12 protein-coding genes are annotated in these 17,424 nt (G+C 66.3%); 6 read left to right on the top strand and 6 right to left on the bottom strand.

All coding sequences use genetic code 11. The features are described from left to right. Nucleotides 1-16: 16 nt before the first annotated feature. Complete coding sequence (locus R2770_05195; GenBank protein ID MEZ5279847.1) at nt 17-1,963, top strand: ASKHA domain-containing protein; 1,947 nt, start codon at nt 17-19, stop codon at nt 1,961-1,963. Further along, entirely contained in the window at nt 1,960-2,601 is a 642-nt protein-coding gene (locus R2770_05190) for a hypothetical protein (protein MEZ5279846.1), read from the top strand. The genes R2770_05195 and R2770_05190 overlap by 4 nt, the downstream gene beginning before the upstream one ends. Nucleotides 2,602-2,626: 25 nt before the next feature. On the opposite strand, the gene R2770_05185 is transcribed toward R2770_05190, so the two are convergent. Next, nucleotides 2,627-3,994, bottom strand: a complete 1,368-nt coding sequence (locus R2770_05185) for an MFS transporter (protein ID MEZ5279845.1) — start codon at nt 3,992-3,994, stop codon at nt 2,627-2,629. A 10-nt stretch (nt 3,995-4,004) separates the two neighbouring features. Then, nucleotides 4,005-5,435 (bottom strand): NAD-dependent succinate-semialdehyde dehydrogenase, encoded by a 1,431-nt coding sequence (locus R2770_05180; protein MEZ5279844.1) that lies wholly within the window; start codon nt 5,433-5,435, stop codon nt 4,005-4,007. Nucleotides 5,436-5,669: 234 nt separating this feature from the next. Here R2770_05180 and R2770_05175 point away from each other — a divergent pair, with 234 nt between their 5' ends. The 4 genes from R2770_05175 to R2770_05160 all read left to right on the top strand — a co-directional run bounded on the left by R2770_05175 (nt 5,670) and on the right by R2770_05160 (nt 11,421). Beyond that, on the top strand, nt 5,670-6,890 hold the full coding sequence (locus tag R2770_05175) for a glycine betaine/L-proline ABC transporter ATP-binding protein (GenBank protein MEZ5279843.1): 1,221 nt from the start codon (nt 5,670-5,672) through the stop codon (nt 6,888-6,890). Beyond that, nucleotides 6,887-9,034 carry an ABC transporter permease subunit gene (locus R2770_05170; GenBank protein ID MEZ5279842.1) on the top strand — a complete coding sequence of 716 codons (2,148 nt, stop codon included), beginning with the start codon at nt 6,887-6,889 and terminating at the stop codon, nt 9,032-9,034. The genes R2770_05175 and R2770_05170 overlap by 4 nt, the downstream gene beginning before the upstream one ends. Nucleotides 9,035-9,207: 173 nt before the next feature. Further along, nucleotides 9,208-10,323 carry a glycine betaine/L-proline ABC transporter substrate-binding protein ProX gene (gene proX, locus R2770_05165; GenBank protein ID MEZ5279841.1) on the top strand — a complete coding sequence of 372 codons (1,116 nt, stop codon included), beginning with the start codon at nt 9,208-9,210 and terminating at the stop codon, nt 10,321-10,323. 519 nt (nt 10,324-10,842) lie between these two features. Beyond that, on the top strand, nt 10,843-11,421 hold the full coding sequence (locus R2770_05160; protein MEZ5279840.1) for a hypothetical protein: 579 nt from the start codon (nt 10,843-10,845) through the stop codon (nt 11,419-11,421). A 28-nt stretch (nt 11,422-11,449) separates the two neighbouring features. On the opposite strand, the gene R2770_05155 is transcribed toward R2770_05160, so the two are convergent. From R2770_05155 to R2770_05140, 4 genes are read right to left on the bottom strand one after another with little or no spacing between them, the layout of a single operon-like run. After that, nucleotides 11,450-12,310 (bottom strand): 2Fe-2S iron-sulfur cluster-binding protein, encoded by an 861-nt coding sequence (locus R2770_05155; protein ID MEZ5279839.1) that lies wholly within the window; start codon nt 12,308-12,310, stop codon nt 11,450-11,452. Beyond that, on the bottom strand, nt 12,307-14,025 hold the full coding sequence (locus tag R2770_05150; GenBank protein MEZ5279838.1) for an NAD(P)H-dependent oxidoreductase subunit E: 1,719 nt from the start codon (nt 14,023-14,025) through the stop codon (nt 12,307-12,309). Before R2770_05150 ends, R2770_05155 begins: the two co-directional genes overlap by 4 nt. Then, the gene (locus tag R2770_05145; protein MEZ5279837.1) at nt 14,018-15,964 is read right to left on the bottom strand and encodes a molybdopterin-dependent oxidoreductase; all 1,947 of its coding nucleotides are present in this window, start codon (nt 15,962-15,964) and stop codon (nt 14,018-14,020) included. Before R2770_05145 ends, R2770_05150 begins: the two co-directional genes overlap by 8 nt. Before the next feature lie 38 nt (nt 15,965-16,002). After that, entirely contained in the window at nt 16,003-17,349 is a 1,347-nt protein-coding gene (locus tag R2770_05140) for a pyridoxal-dependent decarboxylase (GenBank protein MEZ5279836.1), read from the bottom strand. Nucleotides 17,350-17,424 lie beyond the last annotated feature (75 nt).

The following is a 17,424-nucleotide window of genomic DNA, read 5'->3' as shown; positions in this document are numbered from 1 at the left end:
CCGGCTCGGTTTCGTCATGTCCGATGAACCCCAGGCTCCCCCGTCGGGCCACCGCATCGTTTTCACCCCGTCTGGTCTCAGCGGCATCGCGTCTCAAGACGAGTCGGTGCTCGACGCAGCCCGTCGTCTGGGTGTCGACCTCGACTCGGTGTGCGGCGGCCGCGGCATATGCGGGCGGTGCCAGGTGGTGCCATCCAACGGCAGCTTCGCCAAGTGGGCCATCGAGTCTCGCCCAGACAGCCTCACGCCATGGTCCGAGCTCGAGTCGGGCTACAAGGGGCGGCGCGCCATCGTCGAGGGTAGGCGCCTGGGCTGCGGGGCCAGGGTGGTGGGCGACGTGGTCATCGACGTTCCCGCCGATTCGCAGCTGCACCGCCAGGTGATCCGCAAGGAGGTCGACGTTCAGGGCCTGCGCCTCGATCCGATCTTCACCCTGCACTACCTGCCCGATGCTCGAAGTGCTGCCCAGACCTTGGCCGACGAGTGGGACATGCCCGGTGTGACCATCGATACCCAGCTCCCTCAGGAAGGCGACTGCACGGTCGCGGTCCGCTCGGGTGCCCGGGTTGTAGCGGCCTGGCCCGGGTTCGTCGACCGTGCTGTCGGATTCGCCGTCGACATCGGCTCGACCACCATCGCCGGGCACCTCTGCGATCTGCGAACGGGCGAGGTGCTGGCCAGCTCGGGGCGCATGAACCCGCAGATCCGCTTCGGCGAAGACCTGATGAGCCGGGTCAGCTATGTGATGATGAATCCCGGTGGCGACGCCGAGTTGACGGCTGCTGTGCGTCAGGCACTCGACGAGCTGCTGGGCGAGGTACTCGACGAGGCTCAGCTGGGCCGCGGCAGCGTGGTCGACATCGTGCTTGTCGGCAATCCGGTGATGCACCACCTGGCACTCGGTTACGACCCGACCCCACTGGGCCAGGCGCCTTTCACCCTGGCTACCGAGACCGCCGAACACCGCACCGCAGCCCAGATGGGCATCGACGCACCCAACGCGTCGGTGTACTTCGGCCCGTGCATCGCGGGCCATGTCGGCGCCGACACGGCAGCAGCCATCCTGGCCGAGGGCCCGCACCGCACGTCGTCGGTACAGCTGCTGGTCGACGTGGGAACCAACGCCGAGATCGTCCTGGGCAACGATCAGACGATGTTCGCGGCGTCCAGCCCCACGGGTCCGGCGTTCGAAGGAGCCCAGATCTCGGCGGGCCAGCGCGCAACTGCCGGGGCCATCGAGAGAGTGCGCATCGACCCCGAGACGCTCGAACCTCGCGTCCGTGTCATCGGGTGCGACGCGTGGAGCGACGAAGACGCTTTCGCATCGGGCACCGCCAAGTCGGGGGTCACCGGAATCTGCGGATCGGGAATCATCGAGGTCATCAGCGAGCTGGTGCGCGCCGGTGCCATCGATCGCCAGGGTGTCATCGTCGGCGACCACCCCTCGGGATCGGCGCGCATCGTGCCTGACGGCCGCACGTTCGCCTACGTCCTGCACGGCGATACTGGCGACCCCAACGCCGTCAAGGTCGTGCAGGCAGACGTGAGGGCCATTCAGCTGGCCAAGGCGGCCCTGAAGGCGGGCATCGACCTGTTGCTGGAACACAGCGGTCTAGACGCCCCCGACGAGATCCGCCTGGCCGGGGCGTTTGGTGCCCACATCGACCCGGCCCATGCGATGACGCTGGGGCTGATACCCGACCTCGAGCTGAGCCGGGTCAAGGCGGTTGGCAACTCGGCCGGATCTGGTGCGGTGCGGGCGCTGCTGTCGGCCGAGCAGCGCGCCGAGATGGAACAGACTGTCAAGTCGGTGGTCAAGATCGAGACCGCAATCGAACCGCGCTTCCAAGAGCTGTTCGTGACCGCCCTGGGGTTTCCCCACTCTCCCAACGCCGGCTCGGGCGGTGGCGATGCCACCGACGGAGGCGCCAGGCGTCGACGCCGGCGGCCGGGGCGGGCGTGAGCGAGTTCGTCGAGTTCACGCACGACGGCACCACTTGGCGTGCAGACACCGACTTCATGGTCTCCAGGTGGCACTGCATCTGGGGCCGGGGCTGTCCGGGAATCGAAGACACGGCAGACCCAGATGCGATGCTCGGATGTTGCTCGGTGGGTGCGCAGATGGCCGACCAGGACGAGGCGATGGAGATCTCGGCCCTGGCGGCGTTGATCCCCAGGCACCTGTTCCAGCACGCGGACCACGAGGTGTTCCGCGACGATCAGCGGACGCTGACGGCCATCGTCGACGGGGCGTGCGTGTTCCTGAACCGGCCGGGCTTCGCCGGCGGCGCGGGCTGCGCCCTACACCTGGCCGCTGTCGACGCCGGCGAGTCGCCCGTCGACTGGAAGCCCGCCGTGTGCTGGCAGCTTCCGTTGCGCGTCGAGGTGTCGCCCGACGAGTCCACCGTCGTGCTGCGGCGCTGGCGGCGCGACGACTGGGGCCCGGGAGGCCAGACGATGGCGGCGATGTGCACCGATGTCGCCGAGGTTCCCGAAGCGTTCGACGGCCAGGCAGCTGCCGTCGAGACCCTGTCTGAAGAACTGACCCGGTTGATGGGCCCTTCCGCCTACTCGCAGCTGAGGGCCCGACTCCCCCGCTGAGCCTCGCCCGACAGCGCGCACCTGATCAGGGTTTTGTGCGCCGCCGTTGCAGCAGCACAGCGGCACGCTCCGACGCTCGCGCCGGGAAGGCCTGGTAGGGCGCCTGTTGATCCAGCGGAATCGCCTCGACCACGAAGATTCGGTACACCAGGAACACGGCGATCGACGAATAGGCGGCCATCTGTGCGATCCACAACAGGTCGGTGTCTATGGCCATCAGACCTGCCGTCACCAGCGGGCCGACGATGGCACCGGTGCCATTGGCGCGCACGAGGGTGGCCGACGCTCCCACGATCTGCTTGGGCTGAACCCAGTCTTGGGTGATGGCGATGGCCAGCGAATACAGCGGGTACGCGGTGGCGCCCAACATCAGCAACAGCAGGGTGCCTACCTTCGACGTGGCGTCCAGGGCGAACAGCGCGAACGACAGGGTGGCAGCGGCCACCGCCACAGCGGCGATGATGGCGCGTCGCGGAAGCCGGTCCGAAAGCCACCCGATGGGCCACTGCAAGACGATCGCCCCGAACACAGGGGCCGCAAGCCAGATCGACAGGCGGGCGCCTCCCAGATCTGTGTTGCCTGCATAGACCGCGGTGAGGCCGATCAGTCCACCAAGACCGGTTCCCGACAGGAACGACACCGCGACACCGCTGGGCGCCAACCTCAACAGCTCGCGAAACCCCAGCGGCACGGGTTCGTGCAGCGGCGGCGAACTGGTGGCAGACAGCGTCACCGGCACCAGCGAGATCGACACCAGCACCGAGGCCAACGCGAACAGGGTGAACGTTGCGGGGTCGGCCGCGTTCAGCAGGAACTGGCCGGCGGCCATGAAGCCCATCGACACCACCATGTACAGGGCCAGCAGCCTGCCGCGGTTTGCGTTGGTGCTGAGGTCGCTCAGCCACGACTCGACCACCACGTACAACCCTGCCATGCACAGGCCGAACACCAGGCGCAACCCGGCCCAGGCGTACGGGTTCACCCACAGAACGTGCATCAGGCTGGCGCTCGACGCGGTCGAGGCCAACGCTGCAAACACCCTGATGTGCCCAACGGTGCGCAGTGCGTGTTCGGCGTATCTGCTGCCCAACAGGAACCCGACGAAATATGCGGTCATGATGAGACCGCCGACGGTGACCCCGAAGCCCTCCGACTGCGAGCGTATGCCCAGCACCGCGCCCTGAAGGCCGTTGCCCATCATCACCAGTGCCAGGCCCGAGAACAATGCCCAGGTCTTGGCGGCTGTGCTGGTTTCGGCCAGTGCGGGGCCGCCCAGCACCACGTCGGGGTCGACGGCTTGAGCGGCCAGTTCGGCGGCCTGCCAGGCCTCGATGTTGGTGTCGGCAACGAGTTCGTCGAGGCCCTCGACCAGTTCGCCAAAGTCCTCGTTCACAGGTGGGTCATTATCGCAGAGAGATGCCCGCGAGCTTGGTCTCGAGGTATTCGTCGATGCCTTCGGCCGAACCCTCGCGCCCCAGGCCGCTGTCCTTCATACCTCCGAAGGGCGCCGACGCCGATGTCGGGTTGACGTCGTTGACGCCGATGATCCCGAAGTCGAGCCCTTCGACCGCTGTAATCGCAGTGGCCAGAGACCCGGTGTAGACGTAGGCCGCGAGGCCATAGTTCGTGTCGTTGGCCTCGTCGATGATGGTGTCGACGTCGTCGTAGACGATCACCGGAGCGACGGGGCCGAACGTCTCCTCGCTGCGGATCAGCATGGTCGAGTCGATTCCTGTCAGCAGGGTCGGGGCGAAGAAGTGGCCCTTGTCGAAGGGGGCCTCGGCCAGTCGGTGGCCGCCGACGGGGGCCGCAGCACCGCGGGCCAGCGCGTCCTCGACCTGGTTCTCGACCTTGGCCACGGCGGCTTCGTTCACCAGTGGCCCCACCCCGACACCGTCGTCGAAGCCGTTTCCGGCCCTGACCTTCGAGACGCGGTCGGTCATGGTCGCAATGAAGGCGTCGGCCTGAGACTCGTGCACATAGAGCCGGTTGGGGCTGATGCAGGCCTGGCCAGAGTTCAAGAACTTCAGTGCCGCGGCGCCCTTGGCCGCCTGCACCGGATCGGCATCGGGGAACACGATGAAGGGGGCATGGCCACCCAGCTCCACCGAAACGCGCTTGAGGTTTCCGGCGGCGGCTCCGGCCAGTTGGCGGCCCACCGGCGTAGACCCGGTGAAGGTCAGCTTTCGCACCCGTGGATCGGTGGTGAACACGTCGCCCACCGGGCGCGGGTCGGCTGCCGTAACCAGGTTGATGACCCCGGGCGGGGTTCCTGCGTCGGCGAACACCTCGTATACGGCCCGGGCACACAGTGGGGTGGCCTCGGCGGGTTTCAGCACAAAGGTGCACCCGGCAGCCAGCGCGGGGCCCATCTTGCGGGTCAGCATCGACACCGGATAGTTCCAGGGGGTGATCGCTGCGACCACGCCCACCGGAACCCTGATCGACAAGAACCTCTGGTCGGCGCGTTTCGAGGGCATCCACTGCCCCATCACCCTGGTGGCTTCCTCGGCGTAGAAGCGCAGGAAGTCGGCGGCGTAGGTCACCTCGGCCCGGGCCGCCTTCAAGGGCTTGCCCTGCTCTGTGGTCATCAGCCTGGCGAGGTCTTCGTGCCGCTCGTTCATGAGCTGCCACGCCCGGTACAACAGGTCGGCTCTCTCGGCTGCGGTGGTGCTACCCCATGCCTTTTGGGCAGCATCTGCCGCAGCGATGGCCTCGCGTGCGTCGTCGGCACCACCGTCTGGTACGTGGCCGATGACCTCTCCTGTCGCGGGGTTCGTCACCTCGAAGGTGTCGCCCGAACGTGCGTCTGTCCACTGCCCGTCTATGAACATCTGGCCTCCAGTCCTAGCCGCAATGGTGGCACCTCAGAACCGCCGACCGTGACCTGAGCGGAGCTGGCCCCATAATGTTACGAAACGCTTTCGATAATGTTACGACGCAGGGACGGAGCGGACTCCGCTGCTACGTTCCTAGTCCGGCCTTGGGGCCGCTGGTTTCGTGGTGCGCCGGTTTTCCGGCTGCGTAGTCGGCTGTCGCAGGGACGCAAACCGACGAGGGAGCACCGTGTGAGCGAAGGCGAGCCGATAATCCAGCTCGAGGAGGTCTACAAGATCTTCGGGCCACAACCCAGGGGGCGGGCCTTCGACCTGGCCCGGGCTGGGGTGAACAAGGACGACGTCCTGGCGCAGACAGGTCACGTCGTTGGTCTCGACAACGTGAACTTCACCGTTCGCCAGGGCGAGATCTTCGTGGTCATGGGTCTTTCGGGTTCTGGCAAGTCAACCGCCATCCGCACGGTCAACAAGCTCCACAGCGTCACCTACGGCAAGGTCATCGTCTCGGGAACCGACGTTCAACAGCTGTCGGGTTCGGCGCTGCAGGCCTTCCGTCGCGAGAAGATGGGCATGGTCTTCCAGCACTTCGCCCTGTTTCCCCATCACTCGGTCATCGAGAACGTCGGCTATGGCCTGAAGGTCCAAGGGGTCGACAAGGCCGAACGTGTCAGGGCATCACTTCGGGCGCTGTCGCTTGTGGGCCTCGAGGCCTACGGCACCAACATGCCCTCCGAGCTGTCGGGCGGTATGCAACAGCGCGTCGGGCTCGCAAGGGCCCTTGCCGCAGACCCCGAGGTCCTGTTGATGGACGAGGCGTTCTCGGCCCTCGACCCGCTGATCCGACGCCAAATGCAAGACGAGATGTTGGCAATCCAGGCCGACCTGAAGAAGACCATCTTGTTCATCACCCACGACCTCAACGAGGCCCTTCGCATCGGTGACCGCGTCTGCATCATGAAAGACGGCAAGGTCGTGCAGATCGGCACTCCAGAAGAGATCCTCACCAAGCCCGCCACCGGCTATGTGGCCGAATTCGTGCAAGACGTCGACCAAGGCCGCGTCATCGAGGTCCACGAGATCATGATCGAACCGCAGCCCCTCGACCCCGGCACCGATCTCAACACCGCCATCCGCCAGCTCGGCGACAGGGCGGGCCGATTCGTCACCGACCCCGAGGGACGCCCGATAGGTGTTCTCACCAGCGGCGAGGGCATTCGCAAGGCGGCCGAGGGTGAGACATCGCTCGCCGGCGCGTTGCGCACCGATTTCGACACCGCGCGGCCCCACGACACCCTCAACAAGGTCTATGCGGCCGCCGGTGTGGGGCTGCCCATTGCCGTTGTAGACGAATCCGGCCGCCTCGTGGGCAACCTCGATCCTCGCCACATCATGGAGGAAATGGGCCGTGTCGAGAACCTGATAGACGCCTTCGACCGGGAGGTGATCCTGTGAGCCGCATTGCTGTGCTCGCATCGGTGTTGGGTCAGTCCGATCCCGGGCTGCTCGATGACGAGGTACTCGACCAGTTCGAGATCCCATTCGGTGCCTGGATAGAACAGGCCGTCAACTGGATCACCCTCAACCTCGGCTGGCTGCTCGACGCGATCGAGTGGCCGTTCCGGTTCCTGCTCGACCGCATCGTCGGCGACTTCTTGCTGGCCGTGCCTTGGCTCGTGGTGGTGGGCGTGATGTTCGTGCTGGCGTGGCTGGTGCGAAACCTTCCGGTGGCTGTGGGTACCGCGGTAGGCCTCACGGTCTGTGGCCTGCTGGGCGACACCTACTGGGTTCAGACCGCTCGAACCATCGGTTTCATCACGGTGGCCGTCGTCGTGTCTGTGGTCATCGGCATACCGCTGGGCATCTTGTCGGGTCGCTTCGACTCGGTGTGGAATGTGGTGCGTCCGGTGTTGGACGCGGCCCAGGTCGTGCACTCGTTCGTGTACATGTTGCCCTTCATCTACTTCTGGGGGGTTGGCAACATCGGCGCCATCATGGCGACGATGGTGTTCGCCGTGCCTCCCCTGGTGCGGCTGACCAACTTGGGCATCCGCGAGGTCGACCCAGACGTCGTCGAGGCCAGCCGCGCCTATGGCGCGCCCGAGCTTCGGGTGTTGGTAGACGTCCAGCTGCCTTTGGCCAAGGACGCGATCTTGACGGGCGTCAACCAGACGCTGCTGCTGGCCTTCTCGATGTTGGGCCTGGCGGCCATCATGGGTGCAGGTGGCTTGGGCCAGCTCCTGTTCCGTGCGATCGGCCAGCAGGACGCCGCGCTTGCGGCCTCCGCAGGCCTGGCGTTCTTCATCGTCGCCGTCATCCTCGACCGCATCGCCCAACCTTCGAGCGCTGGCGGCGGCACCAGCCTGGCCGCCCGGGTCACGTCCGCGTGGCGTAACGCCCGCCAGCCCGAAGTGCTGCTGGACGACCCTGCGTTCAACCCCGGCGCCGCACGCGAGGAAGAAAAGCGCATCGACGCCGCCGCCGTCGACCGGGGAAGCATGGCGCTGGTCGGCGCTGCCGAGCGCTCACGCATCCTGGTCGCCGCCGCGGGTGGACTCATCGCTGCGGTATCGGTGTTGCTTCCGTGGGCAAACGATGCAGGCCTCATCTCGGGCTACTCACGGCGCGCCGACGAAGACCTCGCCGGCCAGTCGTTCAGTGGTCTGGCCGCCTCGGGTGGTTCGTGGTTCGGCATCGTGGTGTTGTTGTTGTCGCTGACGGTGGTTGCTTCGGCCGCCGCCTATCTGATCAAGCCCGACATGGGTGGGCGCTGGCTGGCTCCCGATGGGGCGACATTTGCGGCGGTAGCGTCGTTCATCACAGCGCTCGCCTATCTGCTGGCCCGCCCGTCGGACTTCGTTGTCGACTACAGCCACGGCGTCGGCGTGTATGTCGCTGTGCTGGGCACCCTGGTGGCGGCTGCGGGCTCGCTGGCTTGGATGGCCATCGCACCACATGCACCGAGGCGTCCCCTCAAGGTCGGTGTCATGGGCGCCCCGATAGTGATGGCTGTGTTCGCCGTTGTGCTCTCGATCGTGTCGATGCTGTCTTACTGGAGCATCGACGGGCGTCAGGACGCCGTCATCACCCCCGAGATCCAGGCCCAGATCGACGAGATCTTCGAGCGTGCCCGCAACGGCGAGGTCGAAGCAGCGGTGGCCACTACCCAGGTAGCGACGATTCGGGCCTCGGCAGAGGTCGCCGACCGCATCATCCTCGACGGCAAGGAATCTGCGGGCGCCGGCCTCGGAATATGGGTGGTCGTCTTCTCGGTGCTCGGAGCGGCCGCGGCGTTTGTTGCAGCAGGCGTTGCCGGATCGTCCGACCGGCGGCAATGGCTCGCCGGTGCCATCGCCATGGGCTGCGGATTGGGTGTCATGGGTATCGCCACCGGCTGGGTGGGCTCGCTCGCCAGGGCCTCCGACGCCAACTTCACCAGTGGCGTCGGTCTTCTGGCCGCAGGTATCTCGGGTTCGATCACCTTCGTCGCCGGCCGCCAGGTAGCCCATTGGTTCGAACGCTCGCTCGTGTACGCGCCCAGCGCGACTTCACAGCCAGTCGCAAGCCAGGAACCGATCCCGGAGGTGATACCAGCCTGATCTGATCCCGCACAGACGGGCCGACCACCCGGTCGCCCCTCTCGGCCCGATGCCGAGAGCAACGGGTATTGGCGTTCGCGCCGCCCGTACACAGAAAACGAACACACAGTACGAATAGAGAAACGAAAAGATCTATGGAAGCAAAGAAACCAAGAAAGACAGGACTGGCGAAGTTGCTGGCTCTGATCCTCGCCCTGGCGATGATCGCGGCCGCTTGTGGCGACTCCGACAGCGAAACGAGTGCCGGCGACGGTGGCGATGATGGCGGCGACGAGATGTCGATGCCAGGTGAAGGTGTCACCATCACCATGGGCAAGGCCGACTGGACCACAGAAGATCCAAACGCATACGTGGCCAAGGCCGTGCTCGAGGAGCTCGGCTACACGGTCACCGACCCGGCCGATCTCGAGCTGGGCCCGAGCAACGCCTACATCGCCATGGCGCAGGGCGACATGGACTTCTGGATCAACAGCTGGTACCCGGGCCACAAGAGCTGGCTCGCCAACGAGATGCCCGATGGCACCACCGTCGGGGACCACGTCACCGTTGTCGGCGAGATGATGATGGCTGGTGGTCTTCAGGGTTACCTGATGACCAAGTCGTTCGCCGAGGAATACGACATCAAGTCGCTCGACGATCTCAACAACAACCCTGAAGCCATCGCCGCCTACGACGCCCAGGACCCAGAGCCTGGCAACGGCAAGGCCGACATCTATGGCTGCCAGGAGAGCTACACCTGCGACGACATCATCACTTCGCAGATCGCGTTCTCGGGCTGGGAGAACATCGGCCAGGTCATCGCCGGCTACGACGCAATGGTTGCCGAGGCCATCACCAAGGCCGACGCGGGTGAGCCCATGGTGACCTACACCTGGACCCCCAGCGCCTACATCACCAAGCTGCGCCCCGGCGACAACGTCGTGTGGCTGACCGTCGACGAGGTGATCGACGACTCGAACCCCACCGGCGTCGAGGGTGGCGAGGAGCACAGCCAGCTTCCCGGCACCGCCGGTATTGGCACCGATCAGTGCCCCGGTTCGGTCGATGGCCAGTGCCAGCTCGGTTGGGTGGCCGCCGACATTCAGGCAACCGCCAACAGCGAGTGGCTCGAGGCCAACCCCGCCGCCAAGGCGTTCCTCGAACAGTTCCAGATGTCGGTTCTCGAGGTGTCGGTGATGAACGTCGAGATGGACAATGGTGCTGATCCTGCAGCGCTTGCCACACAGTGGATCGCCGACAACCGCGACGTCGTCGACGGTTGGCTCGAAGCAGCCCGCGCCGCTGCCTGATCCCTTCTAGTAATCCGGTAACCGAAGGGGCGGGGCCATTGGCCCCGCCCCTTCCCGCGCCCCTGATCCGAAGTGTCTGTCCCTGGCGCCCCTATCGGGGCGCCGGGACGCCACAGTTGTGCGGTCAAAGCCGGGTGTCCCACCCTCGTGGTTGCGTGGAATGGCATGGGACACATTGAGATAACCAACAAGGCAGCACTTCAGCATGGCGTGGTTGCGTCGTGGCAGTTCGCCGGTCTGCTCTCGGCGAAGGCCATCAGATGGGAACTCTTCTGTTCGGGCCGATGGGATCGCCTGGGCCGCCACGTCGTCCGATTGAGGGGTGCACCCGAGACGGAGGCCTCGAAGATATCGGCGGCGGTCCTGTTGGCCGGGCCGGGAGCACACCTGTGCCTCGCCAGCGCGGCTCGCCATTGGGGGTGGCCCAACTTTGCGTCGTCTCCGGTCCATGTACAGAGAACGAAATCGACCAACACGGTGGCTCACCGTGGCGACTCACGCCTTCACGAGTCACGCAGAGTGCCAGCCGGGCAGCTCGCGTTTCATGATGGGGTTCTGGTCACAACTCCGTCCAGAACTCTCGTCGACATCGCCGCCGTCGTGCACCGCGATCGTCTGGCCCGCCTGCTCGACTGGGGGTGGAACAGGCGCCAGTTGACCGGCCACACCGTCCTGGGCTGTCTGGCACAGATCGGCTCGAGGGGCCGCCACGGCGTTGCCGCGCTGCGTGAGTTGATCGAAGAACGCGGACAGCACTACTCGCCGCCTGCTACGGGTCTGGAGTCGAGGGCCGCAGCCGTCTTGCGCCGCCACGGATATTGCGGGGCGGTCAGCCAGGTGAATGTCGGAGGCAGGGTCTGGCTGGGCCGCGTGGACCTGTTGGTGGGTTCGCGGGTCGTCGTGGAGGTCCAGAGCGATCTGTTCCACAGTTCGCTGACCAGCAGGGAGGACGACAAGGCTCGCTTCGATGCCCTCGGCGAAGCCGGCTTCGAGGTCGTCGAAGTATGGGAGTCAGACCTGTGGCAGGGCGACGCCTGGGTCGTTCGTGTCGCCCGTGCCCTCGCGGGGACCAACCGTGTCGTCCCGGCGCCCCGATAGGGGCGCCAGGGACAGACACTTCGGGGAATCAGTCGGGGTTGGGTTGGACATATCGCCAGCCGAAGCGGCCCTTGATGCACAGCATCCCCGAGGTGACGTCGTGGTCGGCGGGCGAGGTGACCTTGACGATCTGGTTGTCCTGGGCATGAACCTCGAGGTTGCATCCAACGCCGCAGTAAGAACAGACCGTGCGGCTGACGGTCTGGTCCTGCGGCCGCCAGTTGCCGGCTTCGCGGAGATCGAACTCGGTGGTGAACTGGAGTGCCCCGGTGGGACACACCGCCACGCAGTTTCCGCAGTAGACACAAGCCGAGTCGGGAAGGGTGGCGTCGAACTCGGTCGAGACTCGGGCGTCGAATCCGCGCCCCGACACGGCAATGGCAAAGGTGTGCTGGGCGTCTTCGCCGCAGGCCTCGACGCACTTGTAGCACAACACGCACTTGTCGTAGGCCCGGATGTAGAGTTCGTCCTCGCGCTTGAGCGGAACCCCCGAAGTTTGCGCAGATGGCCCATATCGCGACGGGTCGGCCTCATAGCGCGTCGACCAAGATGCCAGCTCGGTGTCGTGCGCCACATCACGGGCCTGCGTCATGTCGACAGACGATTCGAGGAACTCGAGCACCATCTTGCGGCTGTGCCTGACTCGCTCTGAGTCTGTGTGAACCACCATGCCGTCCTCGGCGGGGCGTGAACACGATGGCACCAGGGTGCGAGACCCCTCGACCTCGACCACGCACAGCCGGCACACGTTGACCGGGCTCAGATTGTCGGCATAACAAAGAGTTGGCGTATCGATGCCTTGCTGACGGCAGCCGTCGAGGATGGTCTGGCCGGCGTCGAGCTGCACATCGCTTCCGTCGATGGTGATTGTGACGGTGTGTTCGTTCACCCGGAGCCCCCTATCAGGCCCAGCGCAATGGCCGATCTGACCGCGCCCGAGGCCGTGTGGCCCAACCCGCAGATCGACGCGTCGGCCATGGCCATGCCGATCTCGTCGATCAAGGCCCGTTCGCCAGCCCCCAGCGACGGTCGGTCGAGCAGCTCGACCTGGCGTTGGGTGCCGACCCGGCACGGCACGCACTGTCCGCACGACTCGTTGCGGAAGAACTGGGCTATGCGGCGAACCACCGCTGGCATGTCGACGCTGTGGTCGAAGGCCATGACCACCCCAGAACCCAGGCTGGCGCCCCGGGCTCGGGCATCCTCGACCGTGAGCGGCATGTCGAGTTGGTCTTGCCCGACGAAAGTGCCTGCCGCGCCGCCCAGCAGAACCGCTCGCAGGCGGCCACGCACCCCTCCAGCGAGGTCGAGCAGCTGGCCCAGGGTGGTGCCGAAGGGAACCTCGTACACACCGGGTACCCCGACCGAACCCGACAGGCAGAACAGCTTGGTGCCCGGCGACTGCTCGGTGCCCAGCGCCCGGTAGGCGTCCAACCCCACCTCCAGCAGATGCAGCACGTTGACCAGGGTCTCGGGGTTGTTCACAGCGGTCGGCTCACCGAACAGACCGTGGGTGGTCGGGAACGGCGGCTTGTTGCGTGGTTCGCCTCGGTAGCCCTCGATCGAGTTGAACAGGGCGGTCTCCTCGCCGCAGATGTAGGCGCCGGCGCCCCTGCGGATCTCGATGTCGAAGCTGTCGCCCAAGCGGCCGGCGCGTCGGCATTGTTGGACCGCACCGGCGAGGCGCTGCGTGGCCAGCGGATACTCGCCTCGCACGTAGATCCAGCCCTTGGAAGCCCCGGTTGCCAATGCGGCGATCATCAACGACTCGACGACCGAGAACGGGTCGAGCTCCATCAGGACGCGGTCTTTGAATGTGCCGGGTTCGCTCTCGTCGGCGTTGGCAATGACGTGGGCCCGGCGACCGGCTTCGACCTCTTGACGAACGGCCGACCACTTGACGGCCGTGGGGAAGGCGGCGCCACCCCTGCCCGACAGGCCCGATGCGCGCACCAACTCGATGAGGCGCTCTGGCCCCAGAGCCAAGGCCTCCTCGTACGCCTGGAAGCCACCGGCCGCAATGTAGGAGTCGAGGGAGGTCGGGTCGACCACACCGACCCGCCGAAGCAGCCTCAGGTGTGGCGAATCCTGCTGGGGTATCGAATAGGAATTCGAGTCGGCGGGAACGTGATCGGGGCTCTGGCGCCCCTGTACGAACACGGCGGGCGCCCGCTCGCACTGCCCCAGGCAGGGGCTGGGGTGCACGGGCGTGCCAGCAGCGGTCAGCTCGTCGAGAACTGCCTGCGATCCCGCGATCTGGCAAGCCGCATCGATGCACACGTGGGTGACCGGCAGGTCGTGTGGGGGTTCGGTGGTGCGGAACATCTCGTAGAAGCTCGCAACGCCGTAGGCCTCGGCAGGAGGCACCTGCAGCACTCGACAAACGTGGTTGAGCCCGCCCGGCGATATCCAACCGGCGTGATTGTTCAGGGCGTGCAGCGCCGGAAGCAGCAGGTGCCTTGCCTGGGCCCGCCGCCGCGTGCCGGCTCTGATAACGCGCGGATGGGGTTCGGCAACTGCGGCAGCGTCTGGCCCCAGGGCGGCATCGACCGCTTCGATCTCGCCCACGGTCGGCAGGTGATCGGAGAAGAACAGGTCAGCCACCGGCGCGCACCTTCTCGACCCGTACCGCGGCTGCCTTGAACTCCGAGGTGCCCGAACGGGGGTCGTAGGCGTCGTTGGTGACCAGGTTGGTGTCGACGAGTTCTGGGAAATGGAAGGTGGTGAACGCCAGGCCGGGCACCAGATCGGGCTGAATCCTGACACCCATCTGGACCATGCCGCGCCTCGACACGACGCGGACCACCTCACCGTCGACGACATCGAGCGCCGCGGCGTCGACGGGATGGAGGTCGATCTCGTCGCCGTACCGGATGGGCGAGTCGAAACCGCCCGACTGCACACCCGTGTTGTACGAGTCGAGCGCCCTGCCGGTGGTGAGACGCAGCGGGAACTCGTCCGACAGTTCGTCGAGGGGCCCCGCAGCGTGAACCACCGAGAACGGCGCCGGGGCGTGGCCATCGAGGCCTTCCTGCCACAGCCATCCGTGCAAGAAGGGTGACCCGGGGTGTTGCTCGTCGGGGCAGGGCCACTGCAGCCCGCCCTGGGCGTCGAGCCGCTCGTAGGACATACCGGCATGAAGCGGCGACAGCGAGCGCAGCTCGTCCCACAGATGGCGCGGATCTGCCGAACCCCACGAGTATCCGAGACGGCGGGCCAGATCGGCGATGATCTCTATGTCGTCGCGAGCACCTTGGGGCGGGTCGACGGCCTTGTGGCAGCGCTGCACCCGCCGCTCCGATGAAGTCACGGTGCCTTCGGCTTCGGCCCAGGCCACCGAAGCGGGCAGCACCACGTCGGCCAACTCGGCCGTTCGGGTCAGGAAAATATCCTGCACGATCAGGCAGTCGAGGCCCGACAACAGCTCGCGAGCGTGGGTGCTGTTGGCCTCGGAATCTGCAGGATTCTCACCGATGACATAGACACATCTGAGATCGCCCGTCTCGATGGACTCGAACATCTTGGTTAGGTTCTTCCCGGGCACTGGGTTCAGATCGGTGCCGTAGACATCCGCGAAGCGAGCCAGAGCCTGTGGGTCGGTGACGTCCTGGAAGCCCGGAAGCTTGTCGGGTAGGGCGCCCATGTCGCCACCGCCCTGGACATTGTTCTGGCCTCGCAGGGGCACCAGCCCGCTTCCCCACCGCCCGATGTGACCCGTGAGCAGCGCCAGGTTGCACAGCGCCAGCACGTTGTCGACACCGTTGTGGTGCTCGGTGATGCCGAGCGTCCACAGGATCTGCGCCCGCTCTGCGGTTGCGTACTGGTGGGCGACCTCGGCGATGACCTCGGCCGGAATGCCGGTGAGCATCTCGCCGCGCTGCAAGGTGTAGGGCTCGACCGCGTCGCGGTACTGGTCGAACCCGACGGTGGCCCGGTCGATGAAGCTCTGGTCGTGCAGGCCCGCAGCGATGATCTCTCGCGCCAGGGTGTTAGCCAGGGCGACGTCTGAGCCGACCTCGATGCCCAGCCAGACGTCCGCGAACTTGGCGCTGGACGTGCGCCGCGGATCTATCGCGTACAGCCGGGCGCCGTTGTCGAGCCCTTTGAGCAGGTGGTGGAAGTAGATCGGGTGGGCCTCGCGGGCGTTCGAGCCCCACAGGAGGGCGACGTCGACCTCCTCGATCTCTTGATACGAGCTGGTGCCGCCACCGGCCCCGAATACCGTCGCCAGACCGACGACGCTAGGAGCGTGTCAAGTTCGGTTGCAGGAGTCGATGTTGTTAGACCCGATGACGGCGCGCATGAACTTCTGCGCCGCGTAGTTCATCTCGTTTGTCGCCTTCGAGCAGCTGAACATGCCGACCGTGTGCGGCCCGACCTGGCGCGCCCGGTCGAGACCCGCCGCAGCGACCGCCAGCGCCTCGTCCCACGAAGCCTCGTGCAGGCGACCGTCAGAGCCCCGAACCAACGGCGTTGTCAGCCGGGGCCTAGGGGTGTGGCGGCGTGCCTGTCGCCGCCGCTCGACTGCGCTGATGTCGACCATGTAACCCACCCTACCGATCGCACCACACGGGCGCCCGCTCAGCCGAAGTCGTCGAACAAAGCGATGATCGCCTGGGCATCGGTGAGCGGGTTGACCACACAGATACGCAAGCACGTGCGGTCCTCGAACTCGACCGGATTGATCAGGGCACGCCCCTCGGCCGCTGTGCGCCTCGACCACTCGAAGTACTGCTGGCGGTTCCATCCGACCACCTCGAACAACACCACCGACAGGTCGGGCTCGAGCACCAGGCGCATGCGGTCGTCGGCCTTCACGGCATCGGCGACGGCGCGCGACACCTCGATGGTTCGCCGAACGGCAGCCTCGTAGGCCTCGGTGCCGTTCGCCACCAGCGAGAACCACAGCGGCAGCCCCCTTGCGCGACGCGAAAGGTGAAAGGCCAGGTCGGAGGGGTTCTGGTCGTGGCGATCGACCTCCTGCAGATACGAGGCGCGCTGGGGAAACGTTCGCCTCGCCGTCGACGGATCGCGATAGACCAAAGCCGCGCAGTCATACGGTGTGAACAGCCACTTGTGCGGGTCGATACCGAACGAATCGGACCGCTCGAAACCTGCGAAGATCGGCGACAGTTCGGGCAGCAGAAGGCCCGCACCCCCGTAGGCGGCGTCGACGTGCATCCAGGCGCCGGTCTCTTCGCAGAAGTCGGCGATCTCGTCGAGCTTGTCGACCATGCCCGTCAGGGTGGCTCCCCCGGTGGCCACGACTGCGACGATCAGGCAACCCTCGGCATCGGCGCGCCCGGCGGCGTCTCGCACGCCGGCACCGGTCAGCCGGCCCTTGTCGTCGCCGGGGGCGGTGAAGACGACCATGTCGAGCAACTCGGCGGCGCCGACCACCGAGGTGTGGGCAGCCTCGCCTGTGATCACGGCCAACCGCCCGTGCGTGCCGCGCTCGCGTGCCATCTTGCGGGCCACCGCCAAAGCCGACAGGTTGGCTGCCGAACCACCTGCGACGAAGACTCCGCCGGCCGATTCGGGATAGTGGGCCACGCCGGCCAGCCATCGCAGGGCCTCGTTCTCGGCGGCGATTGCGCCTGCCCCACCTTCCCAGTGGCCGGCGAAGATCGAGGCCACGCCCACCAGGGCGTCGCTGATCTTGGCCGACACCGACGGTGCCGTGGGAACGTACGACAGCATCATCGGGCAATCGTTGGGCCGACACGCCGGCAGCACCACGTCGCGGAACAAGGCCAGGGCTTCACGATCGCCACGTCCTGTGCTCCCGACCGATCCGTCGATCGATGCCACCAGATCGTCTACGTAGTCAGCGCCCCACTTGGGGTCTTTCGGGGTCGAGATGAGATCTTCGAAAATACTGAGCGCCAGTCCAAATTGGGCCTGGGAAGTTTCGGTCCACTGATGCATCGGTCCCCCTGGGTGCCGCGGCGCCGACGCTCGGGCCGGCGTCACCGCAGCCCAAGATAGGCACGGGCGCCCCGC

The sequence above is a fragment of the Acidimicrobiales bacterium genome (assembly GCA_041394185.1).
Lineage (GTDB): Bacteria > Actinomycetota > Acidimicrobiia > Acidimicrobiales > Poriferisodalaceae > JAAETH01.
This window is presented reverse-complemented; position numbering and strand designations above follow the sequence as displayed.